General features: G+C 58.1%; 18 protein-coding genes and 1 other RNA gene. 10 read left to right on the top strand and 9 right to left on the bottom strand.

Going from position 1 to position 15,412, the window contains the following annotated elements:
- Positions 1-30 precede the first annotated feature (30 nt).
- Positions 31-699 carry a gamma-glutamylcyclotransferase gene (locus ACZZ0G_RS10405; RefSeq protein WP_463556088.1) on the top strand — a complete coding sequence of 223 codons (669 nt, stop codon included), beginning with the start codon at positions 31-33 and terminating at the stop codon, positions 697-699.
- Here ACZZ0G_RS10405 and glpT read toward each other — a convergent pair.
- Complete coding sequence (gene glpT / locus ACZZ0G_RS10400; RefSeq protein ID WP_007911178.1) at positions 675-2,024, bottom strand: glycerol-3-phosphate transporter; 1,350 nt, start codon at positions 2,022-2,024, stop codon at positions 675-677. The two genes, ACZZ0G_RS10405 and glpT, sit on opposite strands and share 25 nt — an antisense overlap.
- 222 nt (positions 2,025-2,246) lie before the next feature.
- On the opposite strand from glpT, the gene ACZZ0G_RS10395 reads away from it, so the two are divergent.
- Both ACZZ0G_RS10395 and ACZZ0G_RS10390 read left to right on the top strand, forming a co-directional pair.
- Positions 2,247-2,864 (top strand): flagellar basal body-associated protein FliL, encoded by a 618-nt coding sequence (locus ACZZ0G_RS10395; RefSeq protein WP_463558840.1) that lies wholly within the window; start codon positions 2,247-2,249, stop codon positions 2,862-2,864.
- Positions 2,865-3,050: 186 nt separating this feature from the next.
- Positions 3,051-3,662 carry an energy transducer TonB gene (locus tag ACZZ0G_RS10390; RefSeq protein WP_463556087.1) on the top strand — a complete coding sequence of 204 codons (612 nt, stop codon included), beginning with the start codon at positions 3,051-3,053 and terminating at the stop codon, positions 3,660-3,662.
- A 41-nt stretch (positions 3,663-3,703) separates the two neighbouring features.
- Here the strand turns inward: ACZZ0G_RS10390 and ACZZ0G_RS10385 are convergent, their stop codons facing one another.
- The 3 genes from ACZZ0G_RS10385 to ACZZ0G_RS10375 form a co-directional block, all read right to left on the bottom strand.
- Entirely contained in the window at positions 3,704-3,976 is a 273-nt protein-coding gene (locus tag ACZZ0G_RS10385; protein WP_463556086.1) for a bacteriocin immunity protein, read from the bottom strand.
- Complete coding sequence (locus ACZZ0G_RS10380) at positions 3,960-6,230, bottom strand: S-type pyocin domain-containing protein (RefSeq protein WP_463556085.1); 2,271 nt, start codon at positions 6,228-6,230, stop codon at positions 3,960-3,962. Before ACZZ0G_RS10380 ends, ACZZ0G_RS10385 begins: the two co-directional genes overlap by 17 nt.
- Positions 6,231-6,383: 153 nt before the next feature.
- A complete protein-coding gene (locus ACZZ0G_RS10375; protein WP_463556084.1) occupies positions 6,384-7,361 on the bottom strand; it encodes an NADPH:quinone oxidoreductase family protein in 978 nt (325 codons plus the stop codon).
- 150 nt (positions 7,362-7,511) lie between these two features.
- Between ACZZ0G_RS10375 and ACZZ0G_RS10370 the strand changes: the two genes are divergently transcribed.
- Entirely contained in the window at positions 7,512-7,919 is a 408-nt protein-coding gene (locus ACZZ0G_RS10370; protein WP_034151993.1) for a flagellar basal body-associated protein FliL, read from the top strand.
- 141 nt (positions 7,920-8,060) lie between these two features.
- On the opposite strand, the gene ACZZ0G_RS10365 is transcribed toward ACZZ0G_RS10370, so the two are convergent.
- Entirely contained in the window at positions 8,061-8,513 is a 453-nt protein-coding gene (locus ACZZ0G_RS10365) for an EVE domain-containing protein (protein ID WP_206414486.1), read from the bottom strand.
- Between the two features lie 198 nt (positions 8,514-8,711).
- Between ACZZ0G_RS10365 and ACZZ0G_RS10360 the strand changes: the two genes are divergently transcribed.
- Positions 8,712-8,867, top strand: a complete 156-nt coding sequence (locus tag ACZZ0G_RS10360) for a hypothetical protein (protein ID WP_090287349.1) — start codon at positions 8,712-8,714, stop codon at positions 8,865-8,867.
- 36 nt (positions 8,868-8,903) lie between these two features.
- Here ACZZ0G_RS10360 and ACZZ0G_RS10355 read toward each other — a convergent pair whose 3' ends face one another.
- From ACZZ0G_RS10355 to ACZZ0G_RS10340, 4 genes are all read right to left on the bottom strand, one after another.
- Positions 8,904-9,509 carry a 5-formyltetrahydrofolate cyclo-ligase gene (locus ACZZ0G_RS10355; protein ID WP_463556083.1) on the bottom strand — a complete coding sequence of 202 codons (606 nt, stop codon included), beginning with the start codon at positions 9,507-9,509 and terminating at the stop codon, positions 8,904-8,906.
- A gap of 79 nt (positions 9,510-9,588) precedes the next feature.
- Positions 9,589-9,767: non-coding RNA, 6S RNA (gene ssrS, locus ACZZ0G_RS10350), on the bottom strand.
- Between the two features lie 30 nt (positions 9,768-9,797).
- Positions 9,798-10,115: a cell division protein ZapA gene (locus tag ACZZ0G_RS10345; protein ID WP_034151990.1), complete on the bottom strand. Its 318-nt coding sequence runs from the start codon at positions 10,113-10,115 to the stop codon at positions 9,798-9,800.
- Positions 10,112-10,321, bottom strand: coding sequence for a TIGR02449 family protein (locus ACZZ0G_RS10340; RefSeq protein ID WP_007911197.1), 210 nt, complete (start codon positions 10,319-10,321; stop codon positions 10,112-10,114). Before ACZZ0G_RS10340 ends, ACZZ0G_RS10345 begins: the two co-directional genes overlap by 4 nt.
- A gap of 124 nt (positions 10,322-10,445) precedes the next feature.
- Between ACZZ0G_RS10340 and ACZZ0G_RS10335 the strand changes: the two genes are divergently transcribed.
- From ACZZ0G_RS10335 to ACZZ0G_RS10315, 5 genes are read left to right on the top strand one after another with little or no spacing between them, the layout of a single operon-like run.
- Positions 10,446-11,006: a YecA/YgfB family protein gene (locus ACZZ0G_RS10335; RefSeq protein ID WP_007911199.1), complete on the top strand. Its 561-nt coding sequence runs from the start codon at positions 10,446-10,448 to the stop codon at positions 11,004-11,006.
- A 27-nt stretch (positions 11,007-11,033) separates the two neighbouring features.
- A complete protein-coding gene (gene pepP, locus ACZZ0G_RS10330; protein ID WP_463556082.1) occupies positions 11,034-12,368 on the top strand; it encodes a Xaa-Pro aminopeptidase in 1,335 nt (444 codons plus the stop codon).
- Positions 12,365-13,552 carry a 2-octaprenyl-6-methoxyphenyl hydroxylase gene (gene ubiH, locus ACZZ0G_RS10325; protein WP_463556081.1) on the top strand — a complete coding sequence of 396 codons (1,188 nt, stop codon included), beginning with the start codon at positions 12,365-12,367 and terminating at the stop codon, positions 13,550-13,552. Before pepP ends, ubiH begins: the two co-directional genes overlap by 4 nt.
- Complete coding sequence (locus ACZZ0G_RS10320; protein WP_463556080.1) at positions 13,545-14,030, top strand: DUF4442 domain-containing protein; 486 nt, start codon at positions 13,545-13,547, stop codon at positions 14,028-14,030. Before ubiH ends, ACZZ0G_RS10320 begins: the two co-directional genes overlap by 8 nt.
- Positions 14,031-14,039: 9 nt before the next feature.
- Positions 14,040-15,257: a 2-octaprenyl-3-methyl-6-methoxy-1,4-benzoquinol hydroxylase gene (locus tag ACZZ0G_RS10315; protein WP_463558839.1), complete on the top strand. Its 1,218-nt coding sequence runs from the start codon at positions 14,040-14,042 to the stop codon at positions 15,255-15,257.
- Positions 15,258-15,412: the final 155 nt, after the last annotated feature.

The raw sequence follows: 15,412 nt of genomic DNA, 5'->3' as shown, positions 1-15,412 counted from the left end.
TCACCCGCGGGGAGCTGAACGCTATTCGCCATGAGCGCCATTGAAAACGCTTTTCTGAATTTGAATTACCCTCCGCGGCTCGATCTTGGGCCGCAGCTGACGCACGAACAACTTCTCGCTTCCATGCAATCGACCATGGCGCGCCACAAGGGCGGGCCGGTGTGGCTGTTCGCGTATGGTTCGCTGATCTGGCGGCCGGAGTGTTCGGCGGTGGAGCGGGTGCGTGGACGTGTGCACGGCTACCATCGCGGCTTGTACCTGTGGTCGCACGAGCATCGTGGTACACCGGAAATGCCCGGTCTGGTATTTGGTCTGGATCGTGGTGGTTCGTGCAGCGGCTTCGCTTATCGCTTGCCGGAAGACAATCTCGATGCCGCGCTGTATGCGCTGTGGAAACGCGAGATGCCGGTGCCATCCTATCGGCCACACTGGCTCAACTGCCGTCTCGCCGACGGTAGCCAGGTGCAGGCCTTGGGATTTGTCTTGGAGCGGCACCTGCCCAGCTATGCCGGCAACTTGCCGGATCACGTGCTGAGCCAGGTGTTCGAAAGCGCCAGCGGGCGTTACGGCACCACTCGCGATTATGTCGAGCAGACCGCCCACGCCCTGCGCAGCCACGCCATGCCAGATCGGAATCTGGAGGCGCGGCTCAAGCGCTGTAAATCACAGGCCGATCAAGCGACTGCTTCGCGGCTCTGACTGGCGACTTGCTTGTGCCACAGCGTCGGAGCCAGGAAGGCCATCGACAGTAGGCAAGCGCCCACCAACAGCACGAAACCACCGTCCCAGCCGAAATGGTCAACGGTGTAGCCCATCGCGGCACTGGCCGCGACCGAACCGCCCAGGTAACCGAACAAGCCAGTGAAGCCTGCGGCAGTGCCGGCGGCTTTCTTCGGAGCCAGTTCCAGCGCCTGCAAGCCGATCAGCATCACCGGGCCGTAAATCAGGAAGCCGATCGAGAACAGCGCGATCATGTCGACGGTCGGGTTGCCGGCCGGGTTCAGCCAGTAAACCAGGGTCGCGACGGTCACCAATGCCATGAACACCATGCCAGTCAGGCCACGGTTGCCTCGGAAGATCTTGTCCGACATCCAGCCGCACAGCAGCGTGCCCGGGATACCCGCCCATTCATAGAAGAAATAGGCCCACGAGGTTTTATCCACAGTGAAACCCTTGGCTTCTTTCAGGTAGGTCGGTGCCCAGTCCAGCACGCCGTAGCGCAGCAAGTAGACGAAGACGTTGGCCATGGCGATGTACCAGAGCATTTTGTTGCGCAGCACGTACTTGACGAAGATCTCTTTCGCGCTGAATTCGTCTTCGTGGCTGGCATCGTAGCCTTCCGGGTAATCGTTCTTGTATTTCTCGATCGGCGGCAGGCCAACCGATTGCGGGGTGTCTCGCATGGTGATGAACGCGAACACGGCCACGCCGAGCGCAACGGCTGCCGGTACGTAGAACGCCGCGTGCCAGTCGTTGAACAAGCCCATGCCGAGCAGGAACAGCGGGCCGATCAGGCCGCCGCCGACGTTATGCGCCACGTTCCATACGGACACCACGCCGCCGCGTTCCTTCTGCGACCACCAGTGCACCATGGTCCGGCCACTTGGCGGCCAGCCCATGCCTTGAGCCCAGCCATTGATGAACAGCAGGATGAACATCATGGTCACGCTGGACGTTGCCCAAGGCGCGAAACCGAAAATGAACATCACACCGGCCGAGACCAGCAGGCCGAACGGCAAGAAGTAGCGCGGGTTGGAACGGTCGGACACCAGGCCCATGAGGAATTTCGACAAGCCATAAGCAATGGCGATCGCCGACATCGCCAGGCCCAGATCACCGCGGCTATAGCCTTCGTCGATCAGGTACGGCATGGCCAGGGAGAAGTTTTTGCGCAGCAGGTAGTAACCCGCGTAGCCAAAGAAAATACCGGCGAAGATCTGCCAGCGCAGGCGTCGGTAGGTGCTGTCTATTTTTTCTTCAGGCAATGGAGCCTGATGTGCGGCAGGACGAAAGAAAGCAAACATTCAAGAGCTCCAGATTTCTTGTTTTGACTGCGGATGCGAATGTTACAGTTTCGTTACCGAAAATAGCACCGGTTCGCATCGACCAAACAGCGGAAAATGTTGGAAGTCGCGCATTCCTTTACGAACCTGTCGCTCAGCTGTAAGAACAAGGCGTTTTTGTAGCGGTCGGAGCGTTGTGTCTTAGACTCGCGATCAAGAGACCGAATGATCGCCGAGAAGAAGATGGCCCTGAAAGTTCGCATGTTGCTACCCAGATTGCTGGCTGCCGTAGCGCTCACCGTTTCGGTGCTGGCGCTGAGTTTCGCGCAGGATTCTGCGGCGCCGGGTTTGCGCAATGTCACCGTGCTGATCGTCCGTCATGCGGAAAAGCCTGAGGTGGGCCCTGAACTCAATGCCCGGGGCGAACAGCGCGCGGCGGCTTACGCGGACTATTTCACCTCGTTGCAACTGGATGACCAGACATTCACTCCTCAACGTTTGATCGCTACCGCTGACAGCCCGCAAAGCATCCGCCCGCGACAGACGCTGATGCCACTGTCCCAACGCCTGCAACTGCCGATCGAGCAGCCCTACGCCAATAACGACGTCGACAAACTGGTCAGCTCGCTGCGCAAGAATAATCAGGCGAAAACCGTGTTGATCGCCTGGCACCACAGCCACATCAACAAACTGATTGCGGCATTCGGCGGAGACGGCCCGGCACTGATCGGCCAGCCGAAATGGCCGGTCGATGTTTACGATTGGCTGATTGTTCTGCGCTTCGATGACAAGGGGCAGTTAATCCATTCGCGTAGCGAAAAGGTTCAGGAACATCTGATGCCGGGTGATATTGCAGGCTGAGTGGTAAAGGAATCCGTCAGAAGAGTTACCTCTGAGCATTCGCGTGGCGCTTTCGCCCGATTTACCGTCGTGTCTTGGGAAATGTCCTGCACCCAACGCAGAAGTTGCGCCATTCAGTTAAGTGTCATTGCTCCGTAACCTTTGTGCTGTTGCCGGGATTGGCATTCGAGCGCTAGGGGGTGGAGCATGCGGTGGATTGTGGCGTTGTTTTTGTTGGTCGTCGGTGGTGCTGCGCTGGGAGAGGTGCTTTTGATTCCTGAGGACAACCCCAGACCGGTTTATCCTCAAGCGCTGTTCAGGGCAGGGATCACAGGTGAGGTGAAGGCGCGCTTTACCGCCAGGGCGGACGGCTCGGTCAGCGAGATCAGCATCCTGAAAAGCGATCACCCCGAGCTGGCCGAGGCGGTCAGAGTCGCGCTGGTGCAGTGGCGTTTCAAGCCTTGGGCTGTTGAAGAGGGCAAGCCCGAAAAGCAGGAAGTCGTCGCGCCGATCGTCTTTCGGCTCGATCTGGATCAGCCGATTCATGTCAATCAGCAACTGAAAGTCTTGAGATGCCGAACGGTCAACGAGAATCTGGCGAATATTGCAGAGTATTCATGGATCGATTCGGCGGCGTTCGCACAAACCCGCGCCTATCTTACGAACGTCTTCCACAAGACTCAGCTGCCGGATGAACAGCGTCTGGCGATGATTGCGAAGATGAACAAGCGAGTTTCGATGATCGTGAGGAGTTGTCGAGAGAGTCCAACGCGCAAGTTTGTGAGTCTGCTGCCTGTGGAAATTCGTGAGTTGCTTTGATTCTTAGTTAGACAGCGCCACAGAGAGTGGCGCTATTTTTATTACTCTGGTTTAAAGCCAGGTTTGCCGTTTGCTAGGCGCCATTCTTTGATTTCTTCGAGCGCTCCTTCTGGGCTATCCTCGCGTCCTATTGGACGAGTTAAAACCAGCCGTTTCCTTGGATGTTCTGTTACTTTTTCAAAATGCCGCATCCGCTTTGAGGAATACTCACTATAGGCATCGCCCGAAAGACCACTGTCATTCTCGAAGAAGCTTCTTAAAAAAGTTAAGAATTCTACCTCTGTGTAATCCTCTAACTTATCTTTGAAATTCATTGTGGAGTACCTTTTTATGCAATTCTACGTGCGCTTTTGGAGTTAGGATGCTCAGGTTTTCCAGACCGTATACTTCTCCGCCATCAGCAATTCGGTGCTTGTGGTGTATTTCAATTTTCTCTCTGCCGCCGACGGTGTCCAAAGGCTCCGCATAAGGTGCTGCGCCGTTGGCCATTTGCTCCAAATCAACTTTACCGAACTGCCGCCTTAGTGACTCATCCGCTGCAACCGCTTTCCAGAAGCTTTCCCTGAATCTATCAAAATTCCTGAACTCTTGACCACGCAGCTGATCGGCAATCTGGGCAGGAACCGGCGAGCCACTTGATTGTGCCGCGCTACCCAACCAATTGTTGCCAATCACCTGCCCTGTACCTGTAGCCGTCCCCGGCTCATACCGCGGGCCGCCACGAGTGGCCATCATGTAGATCGATTCGATCCCCGACTTTATCGGAAACTCCAGGATGTAATCATCCGGTTCGTCAAAGTCGCAGGAGGGATGTTCGTCTACTCGACCTTCGATTTGTGTGACTCTCGCTCCGGGATAAATTCTGATACCTGGGTCGGTAGCCGGCAGGTCGGTGCTGTTGGATAACTCTACACCGGGCGGTGACTCAGGAGTCCAGGTCAGCGTAATCGGAATCAAGCCTTCGGTGGTGAACGTGTAAAGTTTTGTTTGGGGGTCAAGGCTGGCTTGCCTGACCCGCATTCCAAAGCTGTTTTTGGGCGACTCAAGATAAAGTTGTGTGTGTTCTCCTCGGACGGATGACACTACGCGGTGCCTGAGCCAGTATTGGAGAGCAGGTCTTCCGACTGGGGAATATTTACGCTCTGGGTAAAACTGAGACAGCGGTATGGTGACTACCACGGGATTGCGCTGTAGCTCACCGTTACCAAGTGTCGGAGTGTAGAAAACTGAAGCTAGAAAAACGCCGATTGGTCCACTGGAGAGAGCGGCGCGAAAGTCATTCAGGGAGCCGAGTGATTTAGCAAAAGAGAAAGGTGAGCCTTCATACCCGGTAATCAAACCCTCTGCGGAAGTGATGATTGGGCGAACAGCAGCACTCGCGCCGCCGATAACGGGTATTTGTACTATGTCGATTTTGTGTTTCTGGCGAATTAACGCCTTGATTTCGTTTTGGGCATTATTCAATGCGTTCCAACGGTTCTCGCTTCCCGGTACTCGATAAAAACCACCGACCTCATTCTCCGCTTTGGACACTGCGAGGTAGGCGGCATGGAGCGCTTGATACTGGTCTTTTATCCACCGCAGTTTCTCATCGATACCCTCTGGCCGGTTCTGAGAAAATTGACGCAGCTTCGAATCAAACTCGGAGGCAGCGATCGAAGCTACGATCTGCTTTCTTCTTCGCTCGGCGTTTTGTTCTGCTTTACGTTGCTTGGCTTCCTTTTGTTTCTCTTCCCACAGTGCGTCCTCTCTAGCTTCTTGTTCAGCTTGCGCAATCTGTGCAGCGACTTTGTTCGCATGCTCGGCTTCGGCCTTTGCTTGCGCAATCTGCGCCGAGACTTTGGCCGCATGCTCAGCTTCAGCTTTTGCCCGCGCAGCTTGTGCTGCCGCTTGCGCTTGCAATCTGGCAACCCGCTTTTCCTCTGCCTGGTAGGCCTGCGTTAATTGATAGGACAAGACATGAAGCCTGTGCGTCAGTTGCCTTAGCTCTTCAGCATTCCTTTGTGCTGTGTAAGCAGCTGTATAAGAGTCGGTCCATCTGTGAAGGACTTCCGCCGCGGGTAGGCGGAGGTAGGCGTCGACCAGGTCCTGCTGAGTACGAGCCAGCGGATCACTGCCATAAAATGCATTTGCTCTTGCCTGGTTACTGTTTTGCTCAAGGGTTTTTTTATGTATCAAGTAGGTTAATGCTGTTTGTTGGCGGGTAAGTGCTTCGACGGGCGGAATGCCGTGCATACCACCCAAGTTGGCAATGGTTGTAATGATCTCGGATTGAAGAGTAGCGGCAAGCTGACTGGATTTTATCTGATGATCATTAGCGATAGTTGCCTTGCTCGCTTCAATTTTTTGAATCGTTTGCGAAATGATGATGGTTTCATTGATGTCGGTGATGTCTTGGTGAGATAACTGACTGAATAAGTCTGAGCCGGTTCGGCTTCTATTTCTCGTTCGCCCAGTGCGGTCGTATCCCCCGCCCGCATTCGGTGAGTAAATTGGCGTTCTGTAAGGGTTGATTTCTGTTAGGCCTAAAGGTAAGGGCTGGCCCGGTTGCCAGTTTTGATCACTCATACAGTTACTCCTTGTGTCTGTATGTGATCAAGCTACTGTGATCTGCTGAAACGACTGCGGTATATAGTTACTACCGGTTAATAGTTATTTGTGGTAACGAAAGTTTCTAAAAAAGTAAGGCCGGATAAACCCGGCCTTACTGGTCAGAGTCCTTCAGCGCACCTGCACCACAACCTTGCCAACCGCTTTGCGCTGGCCAAGATCATTGATCGCCTGCGCTGCTTTGCTCAGCGGGTACACCTGCGATACCAGCGGTTTCAACTTGCCCTCGGCAAACCAGCCAAACAACTGTTGGAAGTTCGCCGCGTTGTCCTGCGGCTGGCGCTGGGCGAAGGAGCCCCAGAACACGCCGAGCACCGCCGCGCCTTTGAGCAGGGCGAGGTTGACTGGCAGTTCCGGAATGCGGCCACTGGCGAAACCCACCACCAGCAAGCGACCGTTCCAGGCGATGGCGCGGATGGCTTGATCGAACAGATCGCCGCCGACCGGATCGTAGATCACGTCAGCGCCCTGGCCGTCGGTGAGGCGTTTGATTTCGTCCTTCAGGCTGGCTTCGCTGTAGTTGATCAGATCATCAGCGCCGGCAGCCTTGGCCACGGCGAGTTTCTCGGCGCTGCTGGCGGCAGCAATCACGCGGGCGCCCATGGCTTTGCCGATCTCCACGGCAGCCAGGCCAACACCGCCGGACGCACCGAGCACCAGCAGGGTTTCCCCCGGTTGCAGGTGGGCGCGTTGCTTGAGGGCGTGCATCGAGGTGCCGTAGGTCATGCTGAAGGCGGCAGCGATGTTGAAGTCCATCGACGGCGGAATTGGCAGTACGTTGTAGCCGGGCACAGCGACCTGTTCGGCGAAACTGCCCCAGCCGGTCAGGGCCATGACGCGGTCGCCGACCTTGAGATGGCTGACCTTTTCCCCGACTTCGCGAACCACGCCCGCCGCTTCGCCTCCCGGCGAGAACGGGAAGGGCGGTTTGAATTGGTATTTGCCCTCGATGATCAGCGTGTCCGGAAAGTTGACCCCGGCGGCGTGCACCTCCAGCAGGATTTCGTTCTTCTTCGCGACAGGACTGGCGACGTCTTCCAGCACCAGCGATTCGGCAGGGCCGAAGGCTTTGCACAGCACGGCTTTCATCAGGGCTATTCCTTTGGGAGTGATGGCCGATAAGTGTAGGTGTGTCAGTCAACGGGTCAACGAGCATGCCCGGCCCTGATAGTCAGCCATAAGCTTGTGCTTGCGCGGCGGGTCGTTATGCTAGGCCGCAAACCGGATAAGGAGCGAATTGTGAAAGCGTGGATCATGTTGTTGCTGGCCCTGTCTCTGCCTGTGGCAGCGCTGGCCGAAGAAGCCAAAGAAGGCGAAGCGCCGAAGGTAAGCTACATCACCCTGAGCCCGCCGTTCGTGGGTAATTACGGGCTCGATGGTACGCCGAAGCTCAAGGTCTATAAGGCCGACGTGGCGCTGCGTGTGACCGGCGAAGAGTCGGCGAAACTGGTCAAGGCCAACGAACCGTTGATCCGCAATCAACTGGTGGCGCTGTTTACTCAGCAGACCACCGAGGCGATGGGCAGCATCGAAGGTAAAGAGAAGCTGCGTCAGGAAGCCTTGAAGCAGACCCAGCAAGTGATGAATGACGAGACCGGCAAGCCGGTGGTTGAAGATCTGTTGTTCAACAACCTGATCATTCAGTAAGACATTCGTTGTCCGGTCGGGCCCCATCGCGAGCAGGCTCGCTCCCACAGGGTTATTCGGTGAATGCAAAAATGTGCATCACTACAAATCCACTGTGGGAGCGAGCCTGCTCGCGAAAGCGATTTATCAGGCGCATATGAATCAGGGTTTGAGCGCTATGACAGCAGCCCACTGCTCCGCCGTCACCGGCATCACCGACAACCGCGAGCCCTTCTGCACCAACGGCATCTCCGCCAACGCCGTCTGCTGCTTCAGATAATCCAGCTTCAACACCCGGGCAAACGTCTCGACGTGCTCGACATCGATCGCACTCCAGGCATTTTTCTCCGCTGTAGCCTTCGGATCGAAGTAATGACTCTCTGGCTCCAGTGCGGTGGGATCGGGGTACGCCGCTTCGATTATTTTGCCGATACCGGCAATTCCCGGCTCCGGGCAGCTGGAATGGTAGAAAAAGAACTCATCGCCCACCGCCATCGCCCGTAGGAAATTGCGCGCCTGATAATTGCGAACCCCGTCCCAGCGCGCTTTGCCGAGCTTTTCCAGACCTTTGATCGAGAGTTCGTCGGGCTCGGACTTCATCAGCCAATAGGCCATTGTTTTTTGCTCCTGAAACGGTCATTGGGCAGGTTGTCGGGCAATTTTATGACAAACCGACAGTCGGTTGACGTCAGCGTTTGCGCGCAGGTTCACGTTGTCGCAAAATGCCGGCCTTTAAAGCTTGACGCTGCTGCACGGCCTACGAACGGAAACCGCTGCTGTCATCGTGATGATGTGCCTTGAGGGGGGCAATCGATGAAACGCAAACCGGATTTACTATGGACTTTGGTAATTTTGTTTGGCTTGGGCGTTGTGACCACCGGTTACGCGCAGAGCCTGTGGGCCAACAAGGCCGATGCGCCGATTGAAATCGCGCAACAAGTACAACAGTCGACAGCCTTCAAGCGCTGACACTGCTTTTTCGACGCCGCTGATCTGCGCGGCGTCCTATCCCGCGAAATACCACGCCTTGTCGCTGACCGTGCCTTGCAACGGCACATCCCAACTTGCCTGCGCCAAGCGTTCGACTTTCTGACATTCATGGGCCAGGCCCAGCAAAGTCGGTTTGCGCCAGTTTTTACGACGGGCCAGATACGCCAGGCTGCGATCATAGAAACCACCGCCCATCCCCAATCGTCCGCCGACATCGTCAAATCCAACCAAAGGCAACAACACCAGATTCAGCGCCCAGACTTTGCGTTGCCGGGCCAGATTTGCCCGAGGTTCGAGAATGCGGAAGCGATTGGGTTTGAGTTTCTCGCCGGGACGAATGCGCTGGAAGACCATTTTGGTGCGCGGCCAGGCGCTGAGCACCGGCAGGTACGTGGCCTTGCCCCGACGCTGCGCTTCACGCAACAGCAGGCGCGGATCGATTTCGCCGTCGGTGGGTAAATACAGAGAGATATGTTTCGCCCGGCGAAAGTGCGGGTCTTGCGCCAGTTGCCGGTACAGCCCTTTGGCAGCCTGACGTTGTTCGCTTTTGCTCAGCGAGCGGCGCGCCTTGCGCAGCAGGCGGCGGAGTTGCGGGCGGGGCAGCAGCGCGGGTTCAGTCATGGTTCGGCTTCGGCAGGTTGGACGAAAACGTACGCATAAAAAATCCGATGGCGGTTTTCACCGACATCGGATTCGAATCAGGCTCCCCGGATGAACCGCTGTCAACTTAGCCCTTGAACCCGAAAGTTCAAGGTGGAAGATGCAGTAGACTTTAAGGCTTTCCGTCTAGCGGACATGCACACCAGCCCAACGTGCAACTTCCAGGGTAGTGCGAATCGGCTCAGGGACATCGTCAACTGGCAAGCACCCCAGGGAGTGCCGCGAGTATACCGCAAGCGGCCAGTCGAATCAGCCCTTGGTGGTGTTCTGATCGTCGGCGAGCACCAGATCGACACGATCGAGCAAGTCACGCACCTGTTCACGGGTCGAACCGCTGGCCTGGATGTCCGGGCGCTCTTCTTTGTGCAAGAGGTCATGGGTGATGTTCAGCGCGGCCATCACGGCGATACGGTCGGCGCCGATGACTTTGCCGCTGCTGCGGATCTCGCGCATCTTGCCATCCAGGTAGCGCGCGGCACTGACCAGATTGCTGCGTTCTTCCTGCGGGCAGATGATCGAATACTCTTTATCGAGGATCTGCACGGTGACGCTATTGCTTGAACTCATGAGTCTTGCTCCAGGGCCTTGAGGCGCGAAATCATCGATTCGACCTTACGCCGGGCGATTTCGTTTTTTTCAATGAGGTGAGCGCGTTCCTCGCGCCAGGTTTTTTCCTGAGCTAGTAAGAGTGCGTTTTGACTCTTTAGTTGCTCGACTCGGCCAATCAGCAGTTCGAGTCTGGCCATCAGCGCTTGCAGGTCGGTGTCTTCCATTGTGTCCACGTGTTCGTCTGATGGGGATAGCTGGCGGACAGCCTTTAATAGTCTTGGCGAGTCTGTCGATGTAGGATACAAGGCCTTCATTCTAGACATAGCGCCGTCTGGCGCCTAGCTGCCCATGACCATTGCGAATTCCCCGTACCAAGCCTTTGCCACCCTGCTGACCTCCAGCGGCCACAACGTCTCGCCTGCCGAACTGCACGGCGTGCTGCTCGGACGCAGTTGCGCCGGTGCCGGCTTCGATAACGAAGGCTGGTTGATCGACGCCGCCGAACTGCTCGAAGGCGACATCCAGGACAACGTCCGCAACGCCCTGATCGGCCTGCAAGAGATGGTCAAAGGCGAGCTGACCGGCGACGACGTCACTGTCGTTCTGCTGCTGCCGACCGATGATGCGCCACTGGCCGACCGCGCCGCTGCACTGGGCGAATGGTGCCAGGGCTTCCTCAGCGGTTTCGGCCTGAACTGCCGCGACAGCAGCATGCTCAGCACTGAAGCCACCGAAGTGCTGCAGGATCTGGCCGCCATTTCCCAAGTGCAAGATGCCCTCGAAGAATCCGAAGACGGCGAGACCGACTACATGGAAGTCATGGAGTACCTGCGCGTCGCGCCGCTGCTGCTGTTCTCGGAAACCAAGAAAGCCGACGTGCCGCCAGCCGCCAAGCCGTCGCTGCATTAATCGCGTGCCAGGGAAAGCCATCTGCCCATGACCCATATCCCCAAAGCGGAATACAGCCGTCGCCGCAAGGCCCTGATGGCGCAGATGGAACCCAACAGCATCGCGATCCTGCCCGCCGCCGCGGTCGCTATTCGCAACCGCGACGTCGAGCACGTCTACCGTCAGGACAGCGATTTCCAGTACCTCAGCGGGTTTCCCGAGCCGCAAGCCGTCATCGTCTTGATGCCCGGCCGCGAGCACGGCGAGTACGTGCTGTTCTGCCGTGAACGCAACGCCGAACGCGAATTGTGGGACGGCCTGCGCGCAGGGCAGGAAGGCGCGATCCGCGACTTCGGCGCTGACGACGCTTTCCCGATCACCGACATCGACGACATCCTCCCGGGCCTGATCGAAGGCCGCGACCGGGTGTATTCGGCGATGGGCAGCAACCCCGAATTCGATCGCCACCTGATGGACTGGATCAACGTGATCCGCTCTAAAGCGCACCTCGGCGCCCAGCCACCGAACGAATTCGTTGCCCTGGATCATCTGCTCCACGACATGCGTCTGTATAAATCGGCGGCAGAAGTGAAGGTGATGCGTGAAGCCGCACGGATCTCGGCGCAAGCGCATATTCGCGCGATGCAGGCCAGTCGGGCCGGGCTCTACGAGTACAGCCTCGAAGCCGAACTCGATTACGAATTCCGCAAGGGCGGGGCGAAAATGCCTGCCTACGGCTCGATCGTCGCCGCCGGACGCAACAGCTGCATCCTGCATTACCAGCAGAATGACGCGCTGCTCAAGGACGGCGATCTGGTGTTGATCGACGCCGGTTGCGAGATCGACTGCTACGCCAGCGACATCACCCGCACCTGGCCGGTCAACGGCAAGTTTTCACCCGAGCAGAAAGCGATCTATGAGTTGGTTCTGGCCTCGCAGGAAGCCGCGTTCGCCGAAATCGCCCCGAACAAACACTGGAATCAGGCGCACGAGGCCACGGTTCGAGTGATCACCACCGGGTTGGTGAAGCTCGGATTGCTGCAAGGCGAGGTCGACGAGTTGATCGCCAGCGAAGCCTATAAAGCGTTTTACATGCACCGCGCCGGTCACTGGCTGGGCATGGATGTACATGACGTCGGCGAGTACAAGGTCGGCGGCGAATGGCGCGTGCTGGAAGTCGGCATGGCCCTGACGGTTGAGCCGGGCATCTACATCGCTCCGGACAATCAGACCGTCGCGAAAAAGTGGCGCGGCATTGGCGTGCGCATCGAGGACGACGTGGTCGTGACCAAAACAGGCTGTGAAATCCTCACCACCGGCGTACCGAAAACCGTCGCAGAAATCGAAGCGCTGATGGCACAAGCAAGGACCCACGCGGCATGAGTCGAGTCAATCTGGCAATCATCGGTGGCGGTCTGGTCGGCGCCAGTCTGGCGTTGGCTTTGCAGGCCGGGGCCAAGGCCCGTGGCTGGAAAATCGTGCTGATCGAGCCGTTCGCTCCGGGTGACAGCTGGCAGCCGAGCTACGACGCGCGCTCGTCGGCATTGTCCTTCGGTTCGCGGCAGATATATCAACGGTTGGGCGTGTGGCAGGAAATCTCCCGCCGCGCCGAGCCGATCAAACAGATTCACGTGTCTGATCGTGGTCGCTTCTCCACCGCGCGCTTGTCGGCGATGGAAGAGGGCGTGCCGGCACTCGGTTATGTGGTGGAAAACGCCTGGCTCGGCCAGTGCCTGTGGCAGCACATCGATAAAGACGTGATCAGCTGGCGCTGCCCGGCGGAAGTCACGCGCATGGAGCCGTTGCCCGACGGCTATCGCCTGACCCTCAACGATGAAGCCACGCTTGAATGCGACCTTGCGGTGCTCGCCGATGGCGGTCGCTCCGGTCTGCGCGAACAGTTGGGCATCAACGTGCGCAAGCGTCCGTACAATCAGAGCGCGCTGATCGCCAACATCACCCCGAGTGAAGCGCACAACGGCATGGCTTTCGAGCGCTTCACCGACGAAGGGCCGATGGCGCTGCTGCCGCTGCCGGAAAATCGCTGCGCTTTGGTCTGGACCCGTTTGGGTATGGACGCACAGCGTCTGGCCGATTTGAGCGAGCGTGATTTCCTCAGCGAATTGCAGGGCGTGTTCGGTTACCGTCTCGGCACGTTGAAACAGGTTGGCGCACGGCATTTGTATCCGCTGACGCTGGTCGAAGCCGAAGAACAAGTGCGTTCGCATCTGGCCGTGCTCGGCAACGCGGCGCACAGCCTGCACCCGATTGCCGGGCAAGGTTTCAATCTGTCGCTGCGCGATGCCGATGCCTTGGCGGCGGCGCTGTTGACCAGCGACAAACCGTTGGGCGACTTCGCCACGTTGCAGGCGTATCGCGAGCGCCAACGTCTCGATCAGGACCTGACCGTCGGCTTCTCCGATCAGGTCACACGCCTGTTCGGCAGCACGCAGCCGCTGGTTTCGCTGGGGCGCAACATCGGTTTGCTCGGCCTCGATTTGCTGCCGCCGGCCAAGCGCTGGTTTGCCCGTCAGGCCATGGGTTTGGGAACGCGTCCGGATGCTTAAGTGGTTGACGAATAGATTCGGCAAAGCGCGATTGATGCGCTGGGTGATGACGTTCTACCCGCCGTACCTCGGCGCCGGTGTTCGGGTTCGGCACATCAGCGATGACTTTCGCGATGTGCAGGTGTCGATGGGCCTCGGCTGGTACAACCGCAATTACGTCGGCACGCAGTTTGGCGGCAGTTTGTATTCGATGGTCGATCCGTTCTTCATGCTGATGCTCATGGAAAACCTCGGCTCGAAGTACATCGTCTGGGACAAGGCTGCCGACATCGATTTCATCGCGCCGGGCAAAGGCCCGGTGTTCGCCCGGTTCAGCATCGACGAGACACTGCTCGCCGAGATTCGCCGGCAAACCGCCAATGGCGAAAAATACCTGCCGCAGTTGCAGGTCGACATTCATGACGGCGCCGGCAACCTCGTGGCGCGGGTCGGTAAAACCCTTTATGTGCGGCTCAAGCCGCAAGCGAGACAGGCCTAAAGCATGGAAATGCGCGCAGATCTGCTGATTGTCGGAGCCGGAATGGTCGGCAGCGCCCTGGCGTTGGCGTTGCAGGACAGCGGGCTGGAAGTCCTGCTGCTCGACGGCAGCCCGCTGAGCGTCAAACCGTTCGACGCCGAAGCGGCGTTTGAACCGCGAGTCAGCGCGTTGTCGGCTGCCAGCCAGCGCATTCTCGAACGCCTCGGCGTGTGGGACGGCATTGCCAAACGCCGCAGCAGTCCGTACACCGACATGCATGTGTGGGATGGCAGCGGTACCGGGCAGATTCATTTCTCGGCGAGCAGCGTGCACGCCGAGGTGCTCGGCCACATCGTCGAAAACCGTGTGGTGCAGGATGCCTTGCTCGACCGTTTGCACGATTGCGATCTGGGCATGCTGGCTAACGCTCGATTGGAGCAGATGCGTCGCTCGGGCGATGACTGGCTGCTGACGCTGGCCGATGGTCGTCAGTTGCGTGCGCCGCTGGTGATTGCCGCTGACGGTGCCAACTCGGCGGTTCGCCGTTTGACCGGGGTGGCTACTCGCGAGTGGGATTATCTGCATCACGCCATCGTCACTAGTGTGCGCAGCAGCAAACCGCATCAGATGACCGCGTGGCAGCGTTTTACCGATCAAGGGCCGCTGGCATTCCTGCCGCTGGAGCGTGATGGCCAGCAGGATTGGTGCTCGATCGTCTGGTCGACCACGCCGAGCGAGGCTGAACGCCTGATGGCGTTGGATGAAGCGGATTTCTGCCGTGAGCTGGAACGTGCCTTTGAAGGTCGCCTCGGCGAAGTGATCAGTGCTGATCCGCGACTGTGCGTGCCGCTGCGTCAGCGCCACGCCAAACGCTATGTGGCTGAAGGCCTGGCGCTGATCGGCGATGCGGCGCACACCATTCACCCGTTGGCGGGGCAGGGTGTGAACCTCGGTTTCCTTGATGCGGCGGTGCTCGCCGAAGTTCTGTTGCAAGCAGCCGGGCGCGGTGAGCGTTTGGCGGATGTGAAAGTACTGAGCCGTTACGAGCGCCGGCGCATGCCGCATAACCTCGCGTTGATGGCGGCGATGGAAGGGTTTGAGCGGTTGTTTCAGGCGGATCCGTTGCCAGTGCGCTGGCTGAGGAATGCCGGGTTGAAGCTGGTGGAGCAGATGCCGGAGGCGAAAGCATTGTTTGTGCGCGAAGCCCTCGGGTTGACCGGTGATCTTCCGGCCCTCGCCAAAGCCTGACATTTTCGTTGCTGCTGATGGCCTCTTCGCGAGCAAGCTCGCTCCCACAGTGGTCGGTGTGAAACATCAATTTTGTGAACAGCTCAAACCCTGTGGGAGCGAGCTTGCTCGCGAAGGCGTCCAGAATCGACACCACTAATTTCAGCTTATGCAAC

The organism is Pseudomonas sp. AC169, assembly GCF_979258515.1.
The sequence above is the reverse complement of the archived record's forward strand: the minus strand, read 5'-3'. Positions and strand labels throughout refer to the sequence as shown.

Coding starts and splice junctions, on each gene's coding strand:
- ACZZ0G_RS10405 (WP_463556088.1), top strand. CDS start 31: ATGAGCGCCATTGAAAACGCTTTTCTGAATTTGAATTACCCTCCGCGG.
- glpT (WP_007911178.1), bottom strand. CDS start 2,024: ATGTTTGCTTTCTTTCGTCCTGCCGCACATCAGGCTCCATTGCCTGAA.
- ACZZ0G_RS10395 (WP_463558840.1), top strand. CDS start 2,247: ATGGCCCTGAAAGTTCGCATGTTGCTACCCAGATTGCTGGCTGCCGTA.
- ACZZ0G_RS10390 (WP_463556087.1), top strand. CDS start 3,051: ATGCGGTGGATTGTGGCGTTGTTTTTGTTGGTCGTCGGTGGTGCTGCG.
- ACZZ0G_RS10385 (WP_463556086.1), bottom strand. CDS start 3,976: ATGAATTTCAAAGATAAGTTAGAGGATTACACAGAGGTAGAATTCTTA.
- ACZZ0G_RS10380 (WP_463556085.1), bottom strand. CDS start 6,230: ATGAGTGATCAAAACTGGCAACCGGGCCAGCCCTTACCTTTAGGCCTA.
- ACZZ0G_RS10375 (WP_463556084.1), bottom strand. CDS start 7,361: ATGAAAGCCGTGCTGTGCAAAGCCTTCGGCCCTGCCGAATCGCTGGTG.
- ACZZ0G_RS10365 (WP_206414486.1), bottom strand. CDS start 8,513: ATGGCCTATTGGCTGATGAAGTCCGAGCCCGACGAACTCTCGATCAAA.
- ACZZ0G_RS10360 (WP_090287349.1), top strand. CDS start 8,712: ATGAAACGCAAACCGGATTTACTATGGACTTTGGTAATTTTGTTTGGC.
- ACZZ0G_RS10355 (WP_463556083.1), bottom strand. CDS start 9,509: ATGACTGAACCCGCGCTGCTGCCCCGCCCGCAACTCCGCCGCCTGCTG.
- ACZZ0G_RS10345 (WP_034151990.1), bottom strand. CDS start 10,115: ATGAGTTCAAGCAATAGCGTCACCGTGCAGATCCTCGATAAAGAGTAT.
- ACZZ0G_RS10340 (WP_007911197.1), bottom strand. CDS start 10,321: ATGGAAGACACCGACCTGCAAGCGCTGATGGCCAGACTCGAACTGCTG.
- ACZZ0G_RS10335 (WP_007911199.1), top strand. CDS start 10,446: ATGACCATTGCGAATTCCCCGTACCAAGCCTTTGCCACCCTGCTGACC.
- pepP (WP_463556082.1), top strand. CDS start 11,034: ATGACCCATATCCCCAAAGCGGAATACAGCCGTCGCCGCAAGGCCCTG.
- ubiH (WP_463556081.1), top strand. CDS start 12,365: ATGAGTCGAGTCAATCTGGCAATCATCGGTGGCGGTCTGGTCGGCGCC.
- ACZZ0G_RS10320 (WP_463556080.1), top strand. CDS start 13,545: ATGCTTAAGTGGTTGACGAATAGATTCGGCAAAGCGCGATTGATGCGC.
- ACZZ0G_RS10315 (WP_463558839.1), top strand. CDS start 14,040: ATGCGCGCAGATCTGCTGATTGTCGGAGCCGGAATGGTCGGCAGCGCC.